Here is an 18,208-nt window from a genome sequence, read left to right on the forward strand (position 1 = left end):
GTCACCTCATCAATTAGTTGTTCGAACGTTTTAACTGACCTACAAAGCTGCCGATTTGCTTGAGACCTTCCGGATGAGCAGCGTCAACTTCGAAGTGCGGCAAAGCATTCTCAATTGTACGTACAATTGCGCTCCCCACGACAACGCCATCACAAAGCTTCTCGAAACGTTCGACTTGCTCACGTGATGATATACCGAAGCCCACAACAATGGGCACCGAAGCAGCTTCCCTAACCGTTGTTAGGAAGTCTTCGATTCCTCCAAAGAACTCAGCACGCTCGCCGGTTACACCTAGTGAAGATACACAATAGACGAAACCACGCGCACTGGCTGCGATACGTTGCACGCGTTCATTGGATGTTGGTGCCACTAATGGGATCAAATGTACGCCGTATTTCTCAGCAATAGCTCTAGTCTCACTATCTTCTTCTAAGGGTAGATCAGGTATGATAATACCACTGATTTCATTCTCTTGCATCACTTTGAAAATACGATCCAAACCGATCTGAAGAACTGGATTATAGTACGTAAAGAGGATGAATGGCAACTCTGAACCGCGAGCTCTTGCTTGTTTGGCCACATCGATCACATCAAATATGGAAATCTTACGTTTGAGTGCGCGCTCCGAGGAGCGCTGAATCACTGGCCCATCCGCGAGCGGATCGGAGTATGGCACGCCGAGCTCGATTAAATCCGCGCCTGCGCGTTCCATTTCCAGAATAAGTTCTAGAGAAGCCTCAATCGATGGGTCGCCAATCGTGAGAAAGGGCATCAATGCGGTTTCACCGCGCGCTTTGAGTTCTGCAAAACGACTGTCAATACGGTTCATCGCCTATACCCCCTCGCCAAGATAACTTAGAATGGATTCCACGTCTTTATCGCCGCGTCCAGACAAGCTTACGATAATAATTTGATCCTTGGACATCGTAGGTGCTAATTTCAATGTATGAGCAATTGCATGTGCACTCTCTAGAGCAGGAATAATACCTTCTGTACGGCTCAGCAGTTGCAGCGCATCCAGTGCTTCCTGATCCGTAATTGGATAATACGAAGCACGCTCGGAGTCTTTCAAATAAGCATGTTCGGGACCAATCCCTGGATAGTCCAAACCTGCTGAAATCGAATGCGCCGGCAATACTTGACCGTACTCATCTTGCAACAAGTAGCTGAGCGAACCTTGAAACACGCCCGGCGTTCCCTTGGTCATGGTCGCTGCATGCTCCTCCGTGTTAACCCCACGTCCAGCTGCTTCAACACCAATTAACTTCACGGAAGCATCTTGTACGAATGGGTAAAAAATCCCCATCGCATTACTGCCTCCGCCTACACAGGCAACTACCGCATCTGGTAATCGGCCTTCTGTTTCAAGAATTTGCTCACGGGACTCGTCTCCGATTACGCGTTGGAAATCACGAACCATCATTGGATAAGGATGAGGTCCAGTAACCGAGCCAAGAATATAATACGTATCTTGCACGTTACTAACCCAGTAACGAAGCGTTTCGTTACAAGCATCTTTTAACGTTCGCGTTCCCGAAGTCACAGGAATAACTTCCGAGCCTAACAGTTTCATACGGAATACATTCAATTGCTGACGCTTCGTATCTTCTTCTCCCATGAACACTTTACATTCAAAACCCATGAGAGCCGCAACGGTTGCAGAAGCAACACCGTGTTGACCTGCTCCCGTTTCTGCGATGATTTTCTTCTTACCCATTCGTTTTGCGAGAACCGCTTGTCCAATGGTGTTATTAATTTTGTGCGCACCTGTATGATTTAAATCTTCACGTTTTAAATATATTTTCGCTCCGCCGAGAAGCTCAGTCAGACGTTCTGCATAATATAGCGGCGTAGGTCGCCCAGAATATTGCTTTTGCAAATAACGAACTTCCGCAATAAATTCAGGATCATCTTTATATCGCGCATAAGCTTCTTCAAGCTCATGTAACGCATTCATTAATGTCTCGGGCACATAACGGCCACCGAACTTGCCAAATCTACCATGCTGATCAGGTACTTGTGTCACTTACGGGTCACCCTTTCCACAAACGCGGTTATTTTCGCAATATCTTTTACGCCATCTGTCTCCACGCTGCTCGATACATCAACGCCATCAGGAGCATAGGCAAGCACTAGTTGATCTACATTATCATGTCGAAGTCCGCCTGCCACCAACAGTTGTACACCCGCAGCCCTTGCCCATGCTTGATAAACGGGAATACAATCCCAGGCAAAAGTTTTACCGGAACCACCGCCATATATGGGGTCAAAGGTATCTAACAAAATAGCATCGACATTCCCGATATACGGATCTAGTTGAGCAGCAACCTCTGCAGAGGAGGGAATTCGATCTTCTGCTTTCGAAATAGAAACGGATTTGAATACACTAACCCCGAAATGTTCACGAACCCACCCGCAGAAAGAGGGTGTTTCTTGACTATGAAGTTGAACAATGTCAAGTGGTGCTACGGCCAAAATCTCGATCAATTGCTCTTTCGTCGGATTTACAAAAACGCCTGCAGTACGAGGCACAATCTGCCCATTTGCTTCTTCCGTTTTCAAGTAAGCAATCAACTCGGCAGCTTTCTCTGGCGTAACCTGTCGCTTGCTCGGTGCAAAAACAATGCCGATATGTGCTATCGGCAAATGTACGATTGATTTTAACACTTCAACGCTTTGAAGTCCACAAATTTTTACCGTCGGAATCGTGCCAACCGCCATCAAATTCGCCTCTTTCTTCCCTGTTTCTAAGCCTTTTTGAGCAGTTCGCCCATTAACTGATGGACCGCTTGCTCCACAACCGGTTGACGCATGAAATGCTCGCCGATCAATACAGCTTGAGCGCCTACACGTTCCACATAAGCCATATCTCCTACCGTGGAGATGCCGCTTTCGCTTACGACAGTTTTACCTTTTGGCATATAGCTGATCAACTCTTCAGTTGTTCCTAAGTCAGTTACGAAGGTTTTTAAATTTCGGTTATTTACACCTATGAGTTGGGTATCCAGTTCTAATGCGCGCTCCAGTTCTTCACGATCGTGCACCTCAACTAGCGCATCCAGTCCAAGGTCTTTGGCTAAGGTCAAATATTGCTTCATTTGTTCTGTTGTCAGAATCGCAGCTATGAGAAGGATGGCATCAGCGCCAAGTAATCTAGCCTCATAGATTTGTTTCGGATCAATGGTGAAATCTTTGCGCAGCAACGGTACATTCACGGCTTTGCGCACAGCTTGCAGGTAGTCATTACTCCCTTGGAAGTATGACACATCCGTCAAAACCGAGATGCAATCTGCACCAGCACGTTCATAAGACTGGGCCAACGCAACAGGTTCGAAATCCTCGCGAATTAATCCTTTGGACGGGGAAGCCTTCTTCACTTCGGCGATTAACCCCATGGAACGATTCTTTCTAGTCGTTAACGCCTTCTCAAAGCCTAGGCAAGGAGGAAGCTGAGCAATCCGCTTCTCTGCCTCTGCGATTGAAAATCCACTCATCGCTTCCACTTCTACACGCTTGGTAGCTACAATTTTATCAAGAAACATGGCATAGTTCTCCTGTATATTGGATTAAATCATTCAATTTCTGTTCTGCGCGCCCCGAATCAATCACATCGGCTGCCAATTTAACGCCTTGCTGCAAGGTGCCAACAAGTCCAGTTACATAGAAGCATGCTGCAGTATTAGCAAGAACGATGTCTCGGTAAGGCCCTCTTTCACCTGCAAATATATGACGAATAATTTCTGCGTTCAATGAAGCATCCCCGCCAGCGACATCTTTGATACTATGCGAACGAAGGCCCAAATCGTCTGGGGTTATCGTATACGTTGTGATGGTATCTGACTTGAGCTCAGTTACCTTCGTAGGTGCGGAGATGCTGAACTCATCCAACCCATCCTCACTGGCAACTACGAGCGCGCGCTTCAGTCCGAGAGCTTGCAACGATTGTGCCAGCATTTCCGTCTTGGTTCTGTCGAAGACGCCAAGTACTTGACGATCTGCGCCTGCTGGGTTCGTTAGCGGTCCAAGTAAATTGAACACTGTTCGAAAACCAAGTTCTCTACGAGGTGCTGCCACATGCTTCATGGATTGATGGTACGCTTGCGCAAACATAAAGCAAATCCCCGTACGGTCTAGGCACTTTGCCGCTTGTTCACCACTGAGCGTAATCTTGACTCCCAGCGCTTCTAGAACATCAGCGCTCCCGCTTTTACTCGACATCGCTCTATTTCCGTGCTTCGCTACTCGAATTCCACCTGCTGCTGCAACGATCGCTGCTGTTGTTGATATATTGAAAGTATCCGCACCATCCCCACCTGTTCCACAGGTATCGAGGAGGTCGCTTTGATGAACCTTCACCTGCACGGCTTTGCTTCGCATCGTCTCCGCAAATCCTGTGATCTCTTCAAAGGTTTCCCCTTTGATACGAAGCGCTGTCAACAAGCTGCCAATTTGTGCGGGTGAAGCCCCTCCATCCATAATCTCAGCCATGACACTACGCGATTCCTCCCGTGACAAATGACTGCCACTAATGACTTTACCAAGTGCTTGCTGTATCGAAATGATTCCGCTCATATTCATCCATGCCCCTTCCTTCTATGAGTTAACAAAATAATCTTTGTTAATATCGCTAACAGGTCTTGGCTCAGGACTGAACATGGCTTCTGCCATACGAATTGATTTCAGCAAAGCCGTCGCTTTGTTCACGGTTTCTTGATATTCACTCTCAGGTACGGAATCCCAAACGATTCCCGCCCCAGCTTGCACATAGGCTTTGCCATTCTTGAAAACAATCGTCCGAATTGTAATACACGTATCCAAATTACCGGAGAACCCTAGATATCCAATCGCCCCAGCGTAAGAACCGCGAGATTCAGGCTCCAATTCAGCAATAATCCCCATTGCTCTAAGCTTCGGCGCTCCAGACACCGTGCCTGCAGGCATACAGGAGAGGAAAGCATCAAAGAAGTCTTTGTCTTTCGCTATCTTACCAGACACATTCGAAACGATATGCATGACGTGCGAGTAGCGTTCAACATCCATAAACGTATCACATTTGACCGTACCAAATTCCGATACACGCCCAATATCATTGCGTCCTAGATCAACCAGCATCAAATGTTCCGCACGTTCTTTCTCATCGGCAAGCAATTCAAGCTCTAATGCATGGTCTTCTTCTGGTGTTTTACCTCTAGGTCTTGTTCCAGCAATTGGCCGCGTTTCTACTTTTTCTTCCTCAACACGTACTAACAGCTCAGGGGATGTACCGACAATAACTTCATCATCCATTTTTAACACATACATATAAGGTGACGGATTCATTGTCCGAAGTACGCGATACACTTGCAAAGGAGAAACGGTTGTTTCCATTTCAAAACGCTGCGAGAGCACGACTTGGAATATATCCCCGGCACGAATGTATTCTTTCGCTTTGTTTACATTGGCGATATACTTGTCTTTCGTAATATTGGAGCGAATCTCACCAAGCTCTGGTTCCGACACAATTGGATTATGCGTCATCGTATCTGATTTAAGTGGACGTTTAATTTTCTCAATCGTCGCATCGATTTTCTCACAGGTTGCTTGATAGGCTTTCGCGATATCCGCATCCGTTGCGAATTGGGGTACATGTATGTTTGCAATCACTTTGATCTGCTGTTTGAAATGATCAAACACGATAACCTGATCACAGAACATGAATTGAATATCATTCATTTGTAAGTCATCAATCTGATGAGCTGGCAGTTTCTCATAGTATTGCAATAGATCATATCCGAAAAATCCAACCGCACCGCCAGTAAAGCGAGGAAGGTCTGCAAGCTGAGGGCTGGAGTAGGAACGAAGATAAGCCTTCAACACTTCGATCGGTTTCTCATCCGTAACTTTTTTCTCGGACCCCGTCTCAACCGTTGTTTTTCCATGCTTCGCCGTGATCATTAAGAAGGGATCGCTGCCTAAGAAGGAATAACGGGCCCATTTCACTCCTCCTTCTACGCTTTCTAAAAGGAAAGCACGGGGCTCTTGGTACAAATGTTGGAATACACGTATTGGCGTCTCGGTATCAGCTAGTAAATGACGCACCACTGGGATTAGATTATAATCTTTGGACAAACGAATGACTTCTTGCAACTCAGGTGTATACATGGAAACATCCCCTCTCAGCTTGTGAGCTACTCGTCTTTGCGGCGCTCAAAACTCTATTCGAATACAAAAAAACCTCTACCAGGGGTAGAGGTTGACTTTAGTTTCAGTAGACGATCAGGATGAATGTGAAAAAAAATAATGAGGGCTAGGTATGAGTAAATAGACGATCCCCTATGGGAACGAACCTATGGTCATACAGCGGCTACTTTACTTTTTCTCATCTCAACTCGGCTCTGCTCTACTCGACTAAACTCTGCTCTACTAACCTAAACTCATCTAAATTCACTATACTACCGCGTAGCTTCATTTGTCAATTTAACAATATCAGGTCGAAGCGCTTTCGCTTCTTTCAAATACACATGATTGATCTCCGCTTGGGTTTTGGTCGTGTTCACTTGCACCATTAGACGAATACATTTCGGAAGTGCATTCTCCACTGGAACTTCCAATGAACACATTAATGGAACCAGCTCCCAGCCTACTAGCGAGCGAATCGCTACTGCCGGAAATATCGCTGTAATATCTGCTGTTACTGTGATGAATACAGATCCAATATCTTCAGGACGGAAATCATTCGCCTCTATAATAGCTTGCAGAAGCTCGCTTGTTGCCGCAAGAATTTCTTCTGCCTCGTTACGTTCAACCGTCGTTGCACCACGAATTCCCCTTAAGTACATCGCTTAAATCTCCCCTTTGAGTAGGTCAACAATTTCTCTGACTTGCTGTGCCGTTACGTCTTTGCGGATCTCGACTTTACCAATTTCGGTAGGAATGATGTACACCATCGTACCTTCTTTGAACTTCTTATCATGCATCATGGCACTCATAATGCGATCTGTATCCAAATGCGAAGGTATGGCTACTGGCAGCCCATATTTCTCAAATAAACCTTTGGTCACCGTATGAATCTCTTCACTGTAGCCAAACTGCTGAGCAAGCTTCGCAGCACCAACCATCCCAATAGCGATGGCCTCCCCGTGCAGCAACTCACCATATCCAGCTACGGCTTCCAACGCATGTCCGATCGTATGTCCGAGGTTTAATATCGCACGGAGATCATTCTCACGTTCATCCTGTGATACCACGATCGCTTTCACCTGACAACCTATATAAAGCGCATAACTTAACGCTTCTGGATCTAACGCTAACAACTTCTCTGCGTTTTCATCGCACCACTGCGTAAAAGCGGCATCCCAGATCAAGCCATGCTTGATCACTTCCGACAGGCCTGCCTTCACTTCGCGCTCAGGCAAAGTCAACAGCAAGTCGATGTCGAAGAGGACTAGCTCCGGCTGGTGAAACGCCCCGATGATGTTCTTCGCCATCGGGTGATTGACCGCTACCTTGCCGCCGACAGAGCTGTCGTGGGCAAGGATCGTCGTCGGGATCTGCACGAAGCGGATCCCGCGCATGAAGCTCGCCGCGGCGAAGCCGGCGAGATCGCCGACCACGCCTCCTCCGAGGGCAATGATCGCAGAATTGCGATCAAGGCCGGCCTGGAGGGCGGCAGTGACGATTCCCTCGAGCTGCGCGAGGGATTTGGATGTTTCGCCTGCGGGCACGACGCAGGCCGTCGCGGCGAAGCCGCCTTCACGGAGCAGCGTCAGGACGCGCTCCAAGTGTAGTGCCGCCACCGATTCGTCGGTGACGATGAGCAGCGGCGACTTGCGGCTAAGCTTCGCGCGGTCGAACAGCGCCGTGATATTGGTAAGAATGCCTTGGCCAATATAAATGGGATAAGACCGTTCTCCAAGCTCTACGGTAAGTTCTCTCATCTTAGTAGTTCTCCACTTGCTTGAGGAAATTCGTTAAGTTCGTGCGAATTTCTTCGATGGAATCTCCGCCGAATTTATCCAAGAAAGCATTCGCCACTTCCCAGGCAATTACGTTCTCCATAATCACGCCTGCTGCTGGCACGGCACAAGTGTCGGAACGCTCTACTTGCGCTGTGAATACTTCTTTCGTATCAATATCCACGCTTTGCAATGGCTTGTACAAGGTCGAGATTGGCTTCATAACACCGCGCACGATGATTTGCTCGCCAGTCGTCATACCACCTTCAAAACCGCCTGCACGATTCGTTCTGCGTCTGAAGCCTTCTTCTTGCGTGTACAAGATTTCGTCATGTACATTGGAGCCTCTACGCTCTGCTGCTTCAAAACCAATACCGAATTCAACACCTTTGAATGCTTGAATGGAAAGCACTGCTTGTGCAATTTTGCCATCCAATTTGCGATCCCACTGAACATGGCTGCCTAGTCCAACTGGCACACCTTCAATAATAACTTCAACAATACCACCCAATGTATCGCCATCTTCTTTGGCAGCATCAATCGCAGCGATCATTTTGGCTTCTGCTTCTTTATCCACTACACGAACTGGAGATTCTTCCGTAATACGAATAAGTTCATCAACGGGAAGCTCTTGACGCTCTACTTCTACATCCCCGATTCGAATAACTTGGCCAGCTACTTTGATCCCGAACTCAGCTAGCAATTGACGCGCTACTGCCCCCGTTGCAACGCGCATTGTTGTTTCACGCGCACTGGATCTTTCCAAAATATTACGTAAATCTTTTTGATTATATTTAAGTCCGCCGTTTAAATCCGCATGTCCAGGACGAGGACGATTGACGCGACGCTTACCTTCATTATCTTCTTCAACGGGTTCGATACCCATAACCGAAGTCCAATGTTTCCAGTCATTGTTTACAACGACTAAAGCGATTGGTGCTCCTGTCGTTTTACCGTGGCGCACACCACCTGCAATGGTAGCTGTATCTTTCTCGATTTGCATCCGACGACCACGACCATAGCCTTTTTGACGTCTATGTAATTGATGGTTCAAGTCTTCAAAGTTAAGGGTTACATTACTCGGGAACCCTTCAATAATCGCAGTGAGCTGCGGTCCATGCGTTTCACCTGCTGTTAAATATCTCACAATCCGTTACCCCCTAAGAATTTTACGAAGAACATCGAACTCCGTATATAAACATAATAGTATGGAAAAACCGAGCATACTTACTTCGTGTGCTAACGTTGAGAATGTTGCAGCACCAAGCACTTTAGCGCTTTGACGCGCGATTATCTGTTGTCATTATAGTATAGGTATTCAGGTTTGGCAACAACACAAATGCAAAAACACGCTTCACAGGTCGGGGACATTCCCTTCCGCGTAAGCGTGTCATCAACTAGACAGGAGCTAGTATTACCCGTGCATCGGCTGCTTCTGGACAACCCTCTGAGGCTCACAAAGCTGAGGATCATTCATTAGACCCGTAATTTGTGAGGAATCGACTCCTAAAATTTGAGCACATTCTTGAATGGAAATCATTCCTCTGCGATAAGCGGTAATCACCTTGCGTTTGTCCATGATAGCCCCCTAAGCGTGTATGCATTGTTCAAAGCGCGACATTTCTCTCACTTTGCATTGCTACATCTTAGTATTGGAAGAATAGGAAGATCTTATACACCCTTTTTGCGATAAAAGAACGTTTCGGCTGCCTCTAAATCATATTGACCAGGTGAGAAGATTTGCTCAGTGGAACCGACGAAAAGTAGACCGCCAGGTTTAAGGGCTTTGGCAAACTTCTGATAAAGGACATGCTTCGCTTCTTCGGTGAAATAGATAATAACATTCCGGCAAACGATAAGATCGTAACCGCTATCAAACGTGTCTACGAGCAAGTTTTGCTTTTGGAATTTCACCGCTTTTTTAAGTTCATCTGAAACATGAAACATGAGACCATCTTGTTTAAAATATTTCTTCACATAAGCAGGCGGAACATCGCGCACGGAGCGGTCCAGATACATGCCTTTACGGGCTTTCTCTAAGGCGCCATCGTCAATATCCGTCGCGTGTAAGGTCGTCTCACCCAGCGCTGCTTGCTCAGCTAAGATCATAGCTAACGTATATGGCTCTTCCCCTGTCGAACAGGCGGCACTCCAAATTTTTAACCGGCGATTTCGTTTAAGCATTTCTGGAATAAATTTTTGCTCCACGAGCTCCCAACGATTCGGATTCCGCCAAAACTCAGAAACATTGATCGTCATCCGATCCAGAAATTCATAGAAGAGTTCTTTGTCTTTCATCATAGCTTCGAAAAAAGAAATAAACGTATTGTAACCCCGCTTCATCCGCAAGGTAGTTAATCGTCGCTTCATTTGCGCTTCTTTATAGAGCGCAAGATCAATGGACGTGTGTTCCTTTATCTTTTTAATAAATAGTAAAAAATCTTGATCTTCCATGCTGTCCACCCACCTTGATCAGTATCTACCCTGATACATTCTGTGTGGATTTACCAAAATCCTTCATAATACAACAAAAAAGAACCTGTATCCCCATCAGATACCAGATTCTTTGATTAAGTAGTTGTTAGATCCATTCTTGTATGTTTTTCGTATACATGTGAATTTCACTAGGCTGAAAGAAATTATTAATTTCACGTTCAGCGCTTTCAGGTGAATCAGACCCATGAATCAGATTGAGATTCGTATGTACAGCGTAATCTCCGCGAATGGTTCCAGGTGCGGCTTCCAGCGAATTGGTTTTGCCAATCATCGTTCGGGACAAAGTGATAACTTGATCACCATGCCATACCATAGCAAAGACAGGGCCTGATGTAATAAAATTCACAAGTCTTTCGAAAAAATCTTTTCCTTTATGCTCTGCGTAATGTATCTCCGCTTGCTCACGGGTAATGACCGTCAGCTTGCTGCCAATCAATTGAAAACCCTTTTGTTCAAAGCGCTTAACAATTTCGCCGACAAGCCCCCGCTGCACGCCATCTGGTTTAACCATGAGAAATGTTTTTTCCATTGAAAGACTACCTCCTTAAAGTTTTCGCCAGAAAACTGACTTCGTAAGCATCCACTTAAGTTTTCGCCAGAAAACTGACTTCGTTAGCTTCCACTTCACGTTAACGTTAATACGATCGATTCCCAATGAAATACGCGACTTCGATGAGATCCTTCTTCGCTTGGATATTTGGCAGGCTGTCTAACGACGAAATCGCTTTATCAATATAAAGCTGAGAAAGTCGATCGGCTTCCTTAATGCCAGCGCTGCCGCGGATCATTTCTAGGAATCGACTCACATCTGTTTGTCCATCCAGTTTATGGATTCGATCCAGTTCTGTCAATATCATTGGCTTCAAAACAGGATCTTGGAGGGTCAGCAAAACGGGTAATGTGATATTCCCCTGCTTGACATCGCTCCCAGGTGGTTTCCCGATTTGCTTCTCCGTTCCGATTAAATCCAGAATATCATCTCTAATTTGGAAGGCCATACCTACATTATAGCCAAAATTATACAATTTAGTGCTCACCTGATCAGAAGCCCCTGATGCCATCGCTCCTAATTGACATGAAATCGCAATTAATAAAGCAGTTTTACGACGAATTCGCAATAAATAGTCACGAATGGTTTGTTCCGAATGAAAGAAAAATCGAATCTGTTCCATCTCGCCAATGGACATTTCCACAATCGCTTTGGACATAATCTGATGAACTTTGGGGTTCGGGATCTGTGTAATCACACCCAGCGCTCTTGCAAAAATATAATCACCCGTAAACATAGCAATGCGATTATCCCATTTGGAGCGTACCGTCAATTGGCCGCGCCGCGTGTTCGCGTCATCGATAACATCATCATGGACAAGGGAGGCCATATGGATCAGCTCTAATGGCACGGCTACGTTTTTCATCGTTTGCAGTTGATAATTGCCAAATTCACCTGATAACAGGACGAAAACGGGTCTAATCCGTTTCCCTCCCGCTTTAAGTAGATGGATCGAGGTTTCTCTTAGTAAAGAATGATCGTTATTAACACTCTCTTCGAGTTCTTTCTCGATCGCTGAAATATCTCTTCTTTTTCTAGAATAAATATCCAACAAGTTTTTCATTCTGTCACCCGTGCCACTTTATTATCTTCCCAAATGCCTATTTGAACTGGTTTGGGTAAGAAACCTAGCTCGTAACAGTACTGATAATACGAAGTAAGTCCTTCCCACTGTTCAGCCGCGAAATCATAACACAATGTATGAAAATAATGATGCCAATAATCCGCGTTGCCGCCAACGGTAGCTTGCGCCTCTTTTATCATGAATGTCGGATCGCGATGCGCTTTTTCTTTACTTGCTTTGAATGCCTCATATACGGAAGCTACAAGCTCAGGATATTTACGAATCGTTTCCTTACGAATTGCCCAGACGGCAAATGACATCCATTTCCCTGTCCATTTGGCCCATTCTTGACCGAGATCAGTAATCATATACTTTTGATTACGCCAACTTTCCTTGATCGCGTCGTCCCCAATGAGGAGTGCAGCATCTGCTCCCTCCATCATTTGATCCAAGCTTGGCTTCGCATACTCATACGTCGGTTTGCCATTATAAAACTTCTCAATAATGATTTTCAGTAAATTCACAGACGTTGCTGATGTCGTCGGAAGGATGATCTTCCCGTTTACGATTTCACGCAGTGGTTTGTCATGGAATAACAGGATTGAATTCACTTCACCATATGAGCTAACGGATAGGTCAGGGAAAAGCATATAATCTTCAAAATATTGTCCATATGAAAAAGAAGAAATTGGCCCCATATCAATACGGCCTTCCGCCATTGCTTGATTGAGTGATGTAGGGACTTGCTCAATAATATCGACTTCCGAACTGTTCATCAATTCTGGAAAATAATAATAGATCGGCCATACATTTGTATAGTTGATTCGACCAATTCGGATTTTAGGGTCTAGGTTGCTCATTCGTATCTCCCCATCTCCGGTACAAGGAATGTTCAATCTCCATACTATCCATTACTTTGCCTACCAAAAAATCAACCATCTCATCGATTGAGCGCGGATGATTATAGAAGGCTGGCATAGCCGGAATCATTCGCACACCCATTCTTGTTAGGGTAAGCATATTTTCTAAATGTATAGCATGCAAAGGTGTTTCCCTTGGCACCAGAATTAATTTTCTTCCTTCTTTTAACATGACATCCGCGGTACGTTCAAGTAAGTTATCGGATGATCCATGCGCGATACCGGATAACGTCCCCATTGAACATGGAATGACAACCATCCCCTTGGTTCGAAATGAACCGCTGGCAACTGTCGCACCTATATTCGCTACGGGATGATATTCATACGAACCTGCTCGTCCCCCGAATTGCTTTTCGAGGACATCCTGACGTTTCGTGACGCTCCAGTCCAACTCGTCCTGCAGGACACGCCACCCAGCATCCGTAATAATAAGATGTACATCTAAACCAAGATCCAACAACACTTCACACAACCGTACGCCATAAATAGCTCCACTCGCACCCGTAATTCCAATAACCCAGTTTCCGCTGCTCATGAGTGTTGGCTTACTAAGACATCAAGTAATGTGAATGTGAACATAACTAAACTTAAAACACCATTCATCGTGAAGAAAGCCGTGTTTAATTTGGATAAATCCTGTGGTGTAACGAGTCTATGTTCTTTAAACAGCAAGATATAAGCAATAACTAGCCCGACTAAATACAACCAACTCAAGTGCGTGATAAAGAATAAGGAGACTAATCCGATTGCGGTTAGAACATGAAGCACACGAGCTGTTTGCAAAGCTGCTTTAATGCCAAATCGACTAGGCAGGGAATGTAATCCTTCTTTACGATCAAAATCTGCATCCTGACAAGCGTAAATCAGGTCAAATCCAGCGCTCCAACAAGCAACCGTTAGGAAAAAGATGATCGAAGACCACGTAAATTGACCAGTAACCGCAATCCAGCCGCCTAATGGAGCAAGACCTAGCGTCAAGCCAAGAACGAAATGGCAGGTCCATGTGAATCTTTTGGTATACGAATAAATGACAAGAAAGAATACAGCTATAGGAAGCAGCTTCATTGACAATGTGCTTAGATGATAGGTTGCCCAGAAAAGTACTGCAAACGAGATAATGATATAGATAATGACTTGTGGGACTGAAATAAGCCCGGCAGGAATAGCACGATTCACCGTCCGAGGATTTCGTTTGTCAATCGCTTGGTCAATAACACGATTCAACGCCATCGCGGCAGTTCTTGCCCCTACCATAGCTAACGTAATCCAACCTATTTGCGCCCAACTCGGCAGATGCCCATTTAGTACTACGGAACCAAGAATAGCTCCCATGAAGGCAAAGGGTAAGGCAAACACGCTGTGTTCGAATTTAATCATTTCAAGAAAAATCTTCAATTTAGTAAACATATGCTGTTACACTCCTGATTTCGTTTTACCTTTAGTCCCTACATGTAAGGCTGCAACACCGCCAAAGAGCGGGTGGGCTTGTACCTGATCTAAACCATTCTTTGCGAAGATCGCTGCAAGTTGTTTATGATCTGGAAATGTAATTAGGGACTCCGGTAACCATTTGTATTGCTCATATTTTTTGACAATCAATTTACCAAGGAAAGGCATGATATGCCGGAAATAGATATAGTATAAGGACTTGAACGGCTGCCAGGTTGGTTTAGATAGCTCTAAAGACACAACTAGCCCTCCGGGCTTAACGACACGTTGCATTTCTCTAATGACTTGTTCTAGATCGGGAACATTACGCAGGGCAAACCCGATTGTGGCAAAGTCAAAAGTATTGTCGTCAAACGGAAGACTCATCGCATTTCCTTGTATAAGCTCGATCTGTTGATCTAAGCGCAATTGTTTTACTTTCTCCGCTCCAAAATCCAGCATGTTCTGGCTGAAATCTAAGCCAACCATTTTCCCAGTACCACTGGCTTGCGCAAGACTAATTGTCCAGTCACATGTACCACAGCATAGATCGATTGCTGTATCCCCTGGCTGTACATTCATCTTCTTCATCGCAAATTTGCGCCATGCTTTATGCCGGTTAAAACTAATAATATTATTCATCAAATCATACTTAGGTGCGATACTTTCAAAGACACCATGAACAAACTCTTCTTTGCTCTTAGCTTTTTTGTTGTCGGTATTTGTTTTACTTACACTCATTACCCAGGTCCCCTTAATCCCCTCAAATTTCTTCTAATACTTTGGGCTTCTCCCCAGTCCATCGTAAAAAGGGCTCTCCCATGTGAAAGAGTTCACTTTGTAGCCTGTCCGAATCAAGCTTCTTAATATAGTCCTGCAATTGCTTGGTCTGAATGTTAAGCAATTGATACAATTGCGAAGAGATACTGTATTTATGCAAAAGAGTGCGAACCTTTGTTGTATCAACTTCTTCAACTTGCAGCTGCTTTCGCTCTTCTTTGGTGCCATTCTGGTTAATATGCCAGTATCCCCAGCTACCTCTGAACTTCGAAGTTGACTCCATACAGAAAATTTCATTAAATAATAATTCACATCTCACAAAGCTTCTCAAAATATCAGGCCATGCTGGCTTGTGTGTTTCGGACATGACTTCTGAAAAAGACAAAAACAGCTGAGATTTGATTTCCACCATATGGTGAATGTAATCTTCTGCCGTCAGTTTCAGCTGTTTCATTTTCATATAGCTGCTCATCTTCAGCCGATTGACTTCACAGATCGCATTCGAGAGTTGCTTAATCATATCGATCTGTCCCGTTTTAGCTAGGAGATGATAAAATCTGGCACTAAAGTAGTCCCCAGCCAGCACCTTCAACTGCCTTGATCTGGATGCCTTCTTCTCCTTGACTTCATTGGATGCAGTCACAAGATCATGGGTATCGAGGCCAAGCTGGACAAGTGCAGTAGCTAAGGTAAATAATTCACTTAATGAACTTAGTTTGTTATCTTCATTCAAGAATGCAAACAACAGACGTGTGCGCAACTCAGGAAAATCGGGCAAGTCTGTGTGAATTTGGATCATATCATACTCCGTGTACTGCTTAGCGATCTCAGGGATCCGATAAGAATTCATGCAAAAGCCTCCGTAACCGTATGCCAAATCTCATTTTATAAACCTCGATGTCTCAATCCAAATTATTATAGCATAACAAGTTAATAGAAGCACAATAAATTATAGCGGATATTTTTGCTGCCATTTAGAGGTATATGTGATTCGAAAGCGGTTCTGCAACTCCTGCTCCAATTGAATTAAACTTAATTCAGAAGGTTTCTTCTCCATATCCTTTCCATATTCTCGCTGAGCTACCATAGCAAGGACGAGCTGTGTTGAAGTTGTATCTGCAGCTCCTGAATAATCGATAATGCGTACCCATACTTGATCTACATTCTTCGTATTGATAAGCATCGTCTGGGCAATGGTATATAAGTCCCGGTAAACGGCAATCGTATCCGCATTTTTGGGCAAGCTCAAGTCCAGTGACAATCGTGTTGCACTCAGCTCCACCTTCCGAATCCGCAGCTGCAGCGGAATTTGAACGAGCAGATCCGCTAGATTATTCTCAGTCAACTGACCGCCTCGATTATTGGACCACGTGTAAGCAGAACTCAAGCCTGAAGAAAGATCCATCTTCGGCAGCATGGATAAACTTATCGCAACAACAACAGAAATACCAAGCGTCATCACAATGCGCATCGACCATTTCACATTCAACACCTCCTAAGCATATGCAGGAGCCGAATAACCCACAGGTTATTCCCAATGACAAGTCCTATACACCATTGTACAAATAAAAAAAGCAGGCTATGCCTGCTTTTGTCCAAATAACAACACTTATTTGTTGATTCACTCTTACTCTTCTGTATCGATCGTTCCAAACTTCGTCATAATCAATGCCTTACCTCTCACTTTTACCGCGGAGGTATGCTCCGTAAACTGAGCAATCATGACTTCGCCCTTATCCAGCTTCTCTGTATGATGAAAACGTGTGTCTTGTCCACGTGTGAGTCCAATCACATGAACACCATTGTCTTTGGCTTTAATCACGAAGTATTCATTACCATTCGAGTTCGTGTTCGACTGGTTGGGCTGATTCGATTTATTCGATTGTTCCATCGTTATCCTCCGTTCTCCCTATCCTTGATCCCTATATCTAATGATGCCAAAAATAGTAACCGGAAGTCAACATGTCCTAGAGGGATATTTCAGCAGATGTTGAATTTGTGCGTTTTCGGTAAAAATGTTTGAATTTAGCTGGCACCACATGTGTGGTTCCTAGTCTAATGATGAGATCCGTTAATTTCACTGTTCCATATGCGAATAACATGCCTGCGCAAACATCAATGACCCAATGAATTTGTAAATATAACGTTGAGAAAATAATCGCTGAGCAATAGGTAACCATCATGTATTTAAAAATACGGTCCTTCTCACGAAGTGCCAGAAGCAGCATGGCAAATGAAATAGAGGTATGCATACTAGGAAAACAATTCATGACGGCTACTAGCAGCGAATTCTCATCCGCGAATACACGATGCAGCAAATCTGGTTGTTTATTTACATACCACACTTCATGAAGCAGGATGAGATTGTAGAATGGCAAAATGAGCGGAAATTGCAGCATATGTCCCGACAGCGCATAGGACAGCATTTTTTTCACACTGCGTGTCCAAAAGCTTCTCACAATACAAATCCAAAGCGAAAGCACAAAGCCGTAGTTATACACCCATACCATCGCTCGATCTAGAAAAGGATTAGAAATCCATCTGGCCCATCCACCAGAGTTCAGCGGAATGGCATTCATATAACCATCCCAGCGCCAGGGGTGGCGATTATTTTCAAACATCCAGTTGGCGATCTTCCACCAGAATCCGTTCCCTGTCCCATAAAAATAATAAAAAATACCCAATAGCGGGATTCCAATCATAAAAAAGCGTTTCCAATCCACGTCAATCTGATCCTTCCGAACACCTAACAGACAGATACATAACAATATCCAGCATTCTGTACTCCAGTTGCCAACGGTCCCAATACGCCAGATCAAGTAAATCGAAGCGATAATACCAAACATCGTCCAATCCTGTGACTTCACAAGCTCATTCAACTTCAACTTATTCACAATCGGTACCCCCTACGTCTTCCAAGAAAAGAAATTCTAGACATCTATTCCCACTGAAATTATAGTAGGAGAATTTCAAATTGTAAAGCCATATTAAGGGAAAACAAATAAAGCCGTACCCCCATTCCGGGGCCACGGCTTTA

The 18,208-nt window shown here is 44.7% G+C and carries 21 protein-coding genes; all 21 read right to left on the bottom strand.

Features of this window, described 5'->3' with window-relative positions:
• Positions 1-13: 13 nt before the first annotated feature.
• Positions 14-829, bottom strand: a complete 816-nt coding sequence (gene trpA, locus AC58QT_RS07800; RefSeq protein ID WP_497408453.1) for a tryptophan synthase subunit alpha — start codon at positions 827-829, stop codon at positions 14-16.
• Between the two features lie 3 nt (positions 830-832).
• Complete coding sequence (gene trpB, locus AC58QT_RS07805) at positions 833-2,026, bottom strand: tryptophan synthase subunit beta (protein WP_310223498.1); 1,194 nt, start codon at positions 2,024-2,026, stop codon at positions 833-835.
• Positions 2,023-2,721, bottom strand: a complete 699-nt coding sequence (locus tag AC58QT_RS07810; protein ID WP_497408454.1) for a phosphoribosylanthranilate isomerase — start codon at positions 2,719-2,721, stop codon at positions 2,023-2,025. Before AC58QT_RS07810 ends, trpB begins: the two co-directional genes overlap by 4 nt.
• A gap of 26 nt (positions 2,722-2,747) precedes the next feature.
• Positions 2,748-3,542, bottom strand: a complete 795-nt coding sequence (gene trpC, locus AC58QT_RS07815; protein WP_497408455.1) for an indole-3-glycerol phosphate synthase TrpC — start codon at positions 3,540-3,542, stop codon at positions 2,748-2,750.
• Positions 3,532-4,572, bottom strand: a complete 1,041-nt coding sequence (trpD, locus tag AC58QT_RS07820; RefSeq protein WP_310225180.1) for an anthranilate phosphoribosyltransferase — start codon at positions 4,570-4,572, stop codon at positions 3,532-3,534. Before trpD ends, trpC begins: the two co-directional genes overlap by 11 nt.
• Positions 4,573-4,593: 21 nt before the next feature.
• Complete coding sequence (gene trpE, locus AC58QT_RS07825; RefSeq protein ID WP_497408456.1) at positions 4,594-6,141, bottom strand: anthranilate synthase component I; 1,548 nt, start codon at positions 6,139-6,141, stop codon at positions 4,594-4,596.
• Between the two features lie 290 nt (positions 6,142-6,431).
• Positions 6,432-6,818, bottom strand: a complete 387-nt coding sequence (gene aroH, locus AC58QT_RS07830) for a chorismate mutase (protein WP_497408457.1) — start codon at positions 6,816-6,818, stop codon at positions 6,432-6,434.
• Between the two features lie 3 nt (positions 6,819-6,821).
• Entirely contained in the window at positions 6,822-7,916 is a 1,095-nt protein-coding gene (gene aroB, locus AC58QT_RS07835) for a 3-dehydroquinate synthase (protein ID WP_497408458.1), read from the bottom strand.
• A 1-nt stretch (position 7,917) separates the two neighbouring features.
• Positions 7,918-9,081 (bottom strand): chorismate synthase, encoded by a 1,164-nt coding sequence (aroC, locus tag AC58QT_RS07840; protein WP_310223487.1) that lies wholly within the window; start codon positions 9,079-9,081, stop codon positions 7,918-7,920.
• 267 nt (positions 9,082-9,348) lie between these two features.
• Positions 9,349-9,513 carry a hypothetical protein gene (locus AC58QT_RS07845; RefSeq protein ID WP_310223485.1) on the bottom strand — a complete coding sequence of 55 codons (165 nt, stop codon included), beginning with the start codon at positions 9,511-9,513 and terminating at the stop codon, positions 9,349-9,351.
• Between the two features lie 92 nt (positions 9,514-9,605).
• Positions 9,606-10,388 (bottom strand): CheR family methyltransferase, encoded by a 783-nt coding sequence (locus tag AC58QT_RS07850; protein ID WP_497408459.1) that lies wholly within the window; start codon positions 10,386-10,388, stop codon positions 9,606-9,608.
• A gap of 127 nt (positions 10,389-10,515) precedes the next feature.
• The gene (gene ndk / locus AC58QT_RS07855) at positions 10,516-10,959 is read right to left on the bottom strand and encodes a nucleoside-diphosphate kinase (RefSeq protein WP_310223481.1); all 444 of its coding nucleotides are present in this window, start codon (positions 10,957-10,959) and stop codon (positions 10,516-10,518) included.
• A gap of 106 nt (positions 10,960-11,065) precedes the next feature.
• The gene (locus AC58QT_RS07860) at positions 11,066-12,043 is read right to left on the bottom strand and encodes a polyprenyl synthetase family protein (RefSeq protein ID WP_310223479.1); all 978 of its coding nucleotides are present in this window, start codon (positions 12,041-12,043) and stop codon (positions 11,066-11,068) included.
• Positions 12,040-12,903, bottom strand: coding sequence for a menaquinone biosynthetic enzyme MqnA/MqnD family protein (locus AC58QT_RS07865; protein WP_497408460.1), 864 nt, complete (start codon positions 12,901-12,903; stop codon positions 12,040-12,042). The genes AC58QT_RS07860 and AC58QT_RS07865 overlap by 4 nt, the downstream gene beginning before the upstream one ends.
• The gene (locus AC58QT_RS07870; protein ID WP_497408461.1) at positions 12,884-13,498 is read right to left on the bottom strand and encodes a UbiX family flavin prenyltransferase; all 615 of its coding nucleotides are present in this window, start codon (positions 13,496-13,498) and stop codon (positions 12,884-12,886) included. Before AC58QT_RS07870 ends, AC58QT_RS07865 begins: the two co-directional genes overlap by 20 nt.
• A complete protein-coding gene (locus tag AC58QT_RS07875; RefSeq protein ID WP_497408462.1) occupies positions 13,495-14,370 on the bottom strand; it encodes a UbiA-like polyprenyltransferase in 876 nt (291 codons plus the stop codon). The genes AC58QT_RS07870 and AC58QT_RS07875 overlap by 4 nt, the downstream gene beginning before the upstream one ends.
• 6 nt (positions 14,371-14,376) lie before the next feature.
• Entirely contained in the window at positions 14,377-15,132 is a 756-nt protein-coding gene (locus AC58QT_RS07880; RefSeq protein WP_497282130.1) for a demethylmenaquinone methyltransferase, read from the bottom strand.
• Between the two features lie 22 nt (positions 15,133-15,154).
• Complete coding sequence (locus AC58QT_RS07885; RefSeq protein WP_497408463.1) at positions 15,155-16,021, bottom strand: heptaprenyl diphosphate synthase component 1; 867 nt, start codon at positions 16,019-16,021, stop codon at positions 15,155-15,157.
• 99 nt (positions 16,022-16,120) lie between these two features.
• Entirely contained in the window at positions 16,121-16,654 is a 534-nt protein-coding gene (locus tag AC58QT_RS07890; RefSeq protein WP_310223467.1) for a hypothetical protein, read from the bottom strand.
• Positions 16,655-16,798: 144 nt separating this feature from the next.
• Positions 16,799-17,062 carry a trp RNA-binding attenuation protein MtrB gene (gene mtrB, locus AC58QT_RS07895; RefSeq protein WP_310223465.1) on the bottom strand — a complete coding sequence of 88 codons (264 nt, stop codon included), beginning with the start codon at positions 17,060-17,062 and terminating at the stop codon, positions 16,799-16,801.
• Positions 17,063-17,138: 76 nt separating this feature from the next.
• Positions 17,139-18,065, bottom strand: a complete 927-nt coding sequence (locus AC58QT_RS07900) for a phosphatase PAP2 family protein (protein WP_497408464.1) — start codon at positions 18,063-18,065, stop codon at positions 17,139-17,141.
• Between the last annotated feature and the right edge of the window lie 143 nt (positions 18,066-18,208).

It is taken from the genome of Paenibacillus sp. J31R109 (assembly GCF_059692055.1).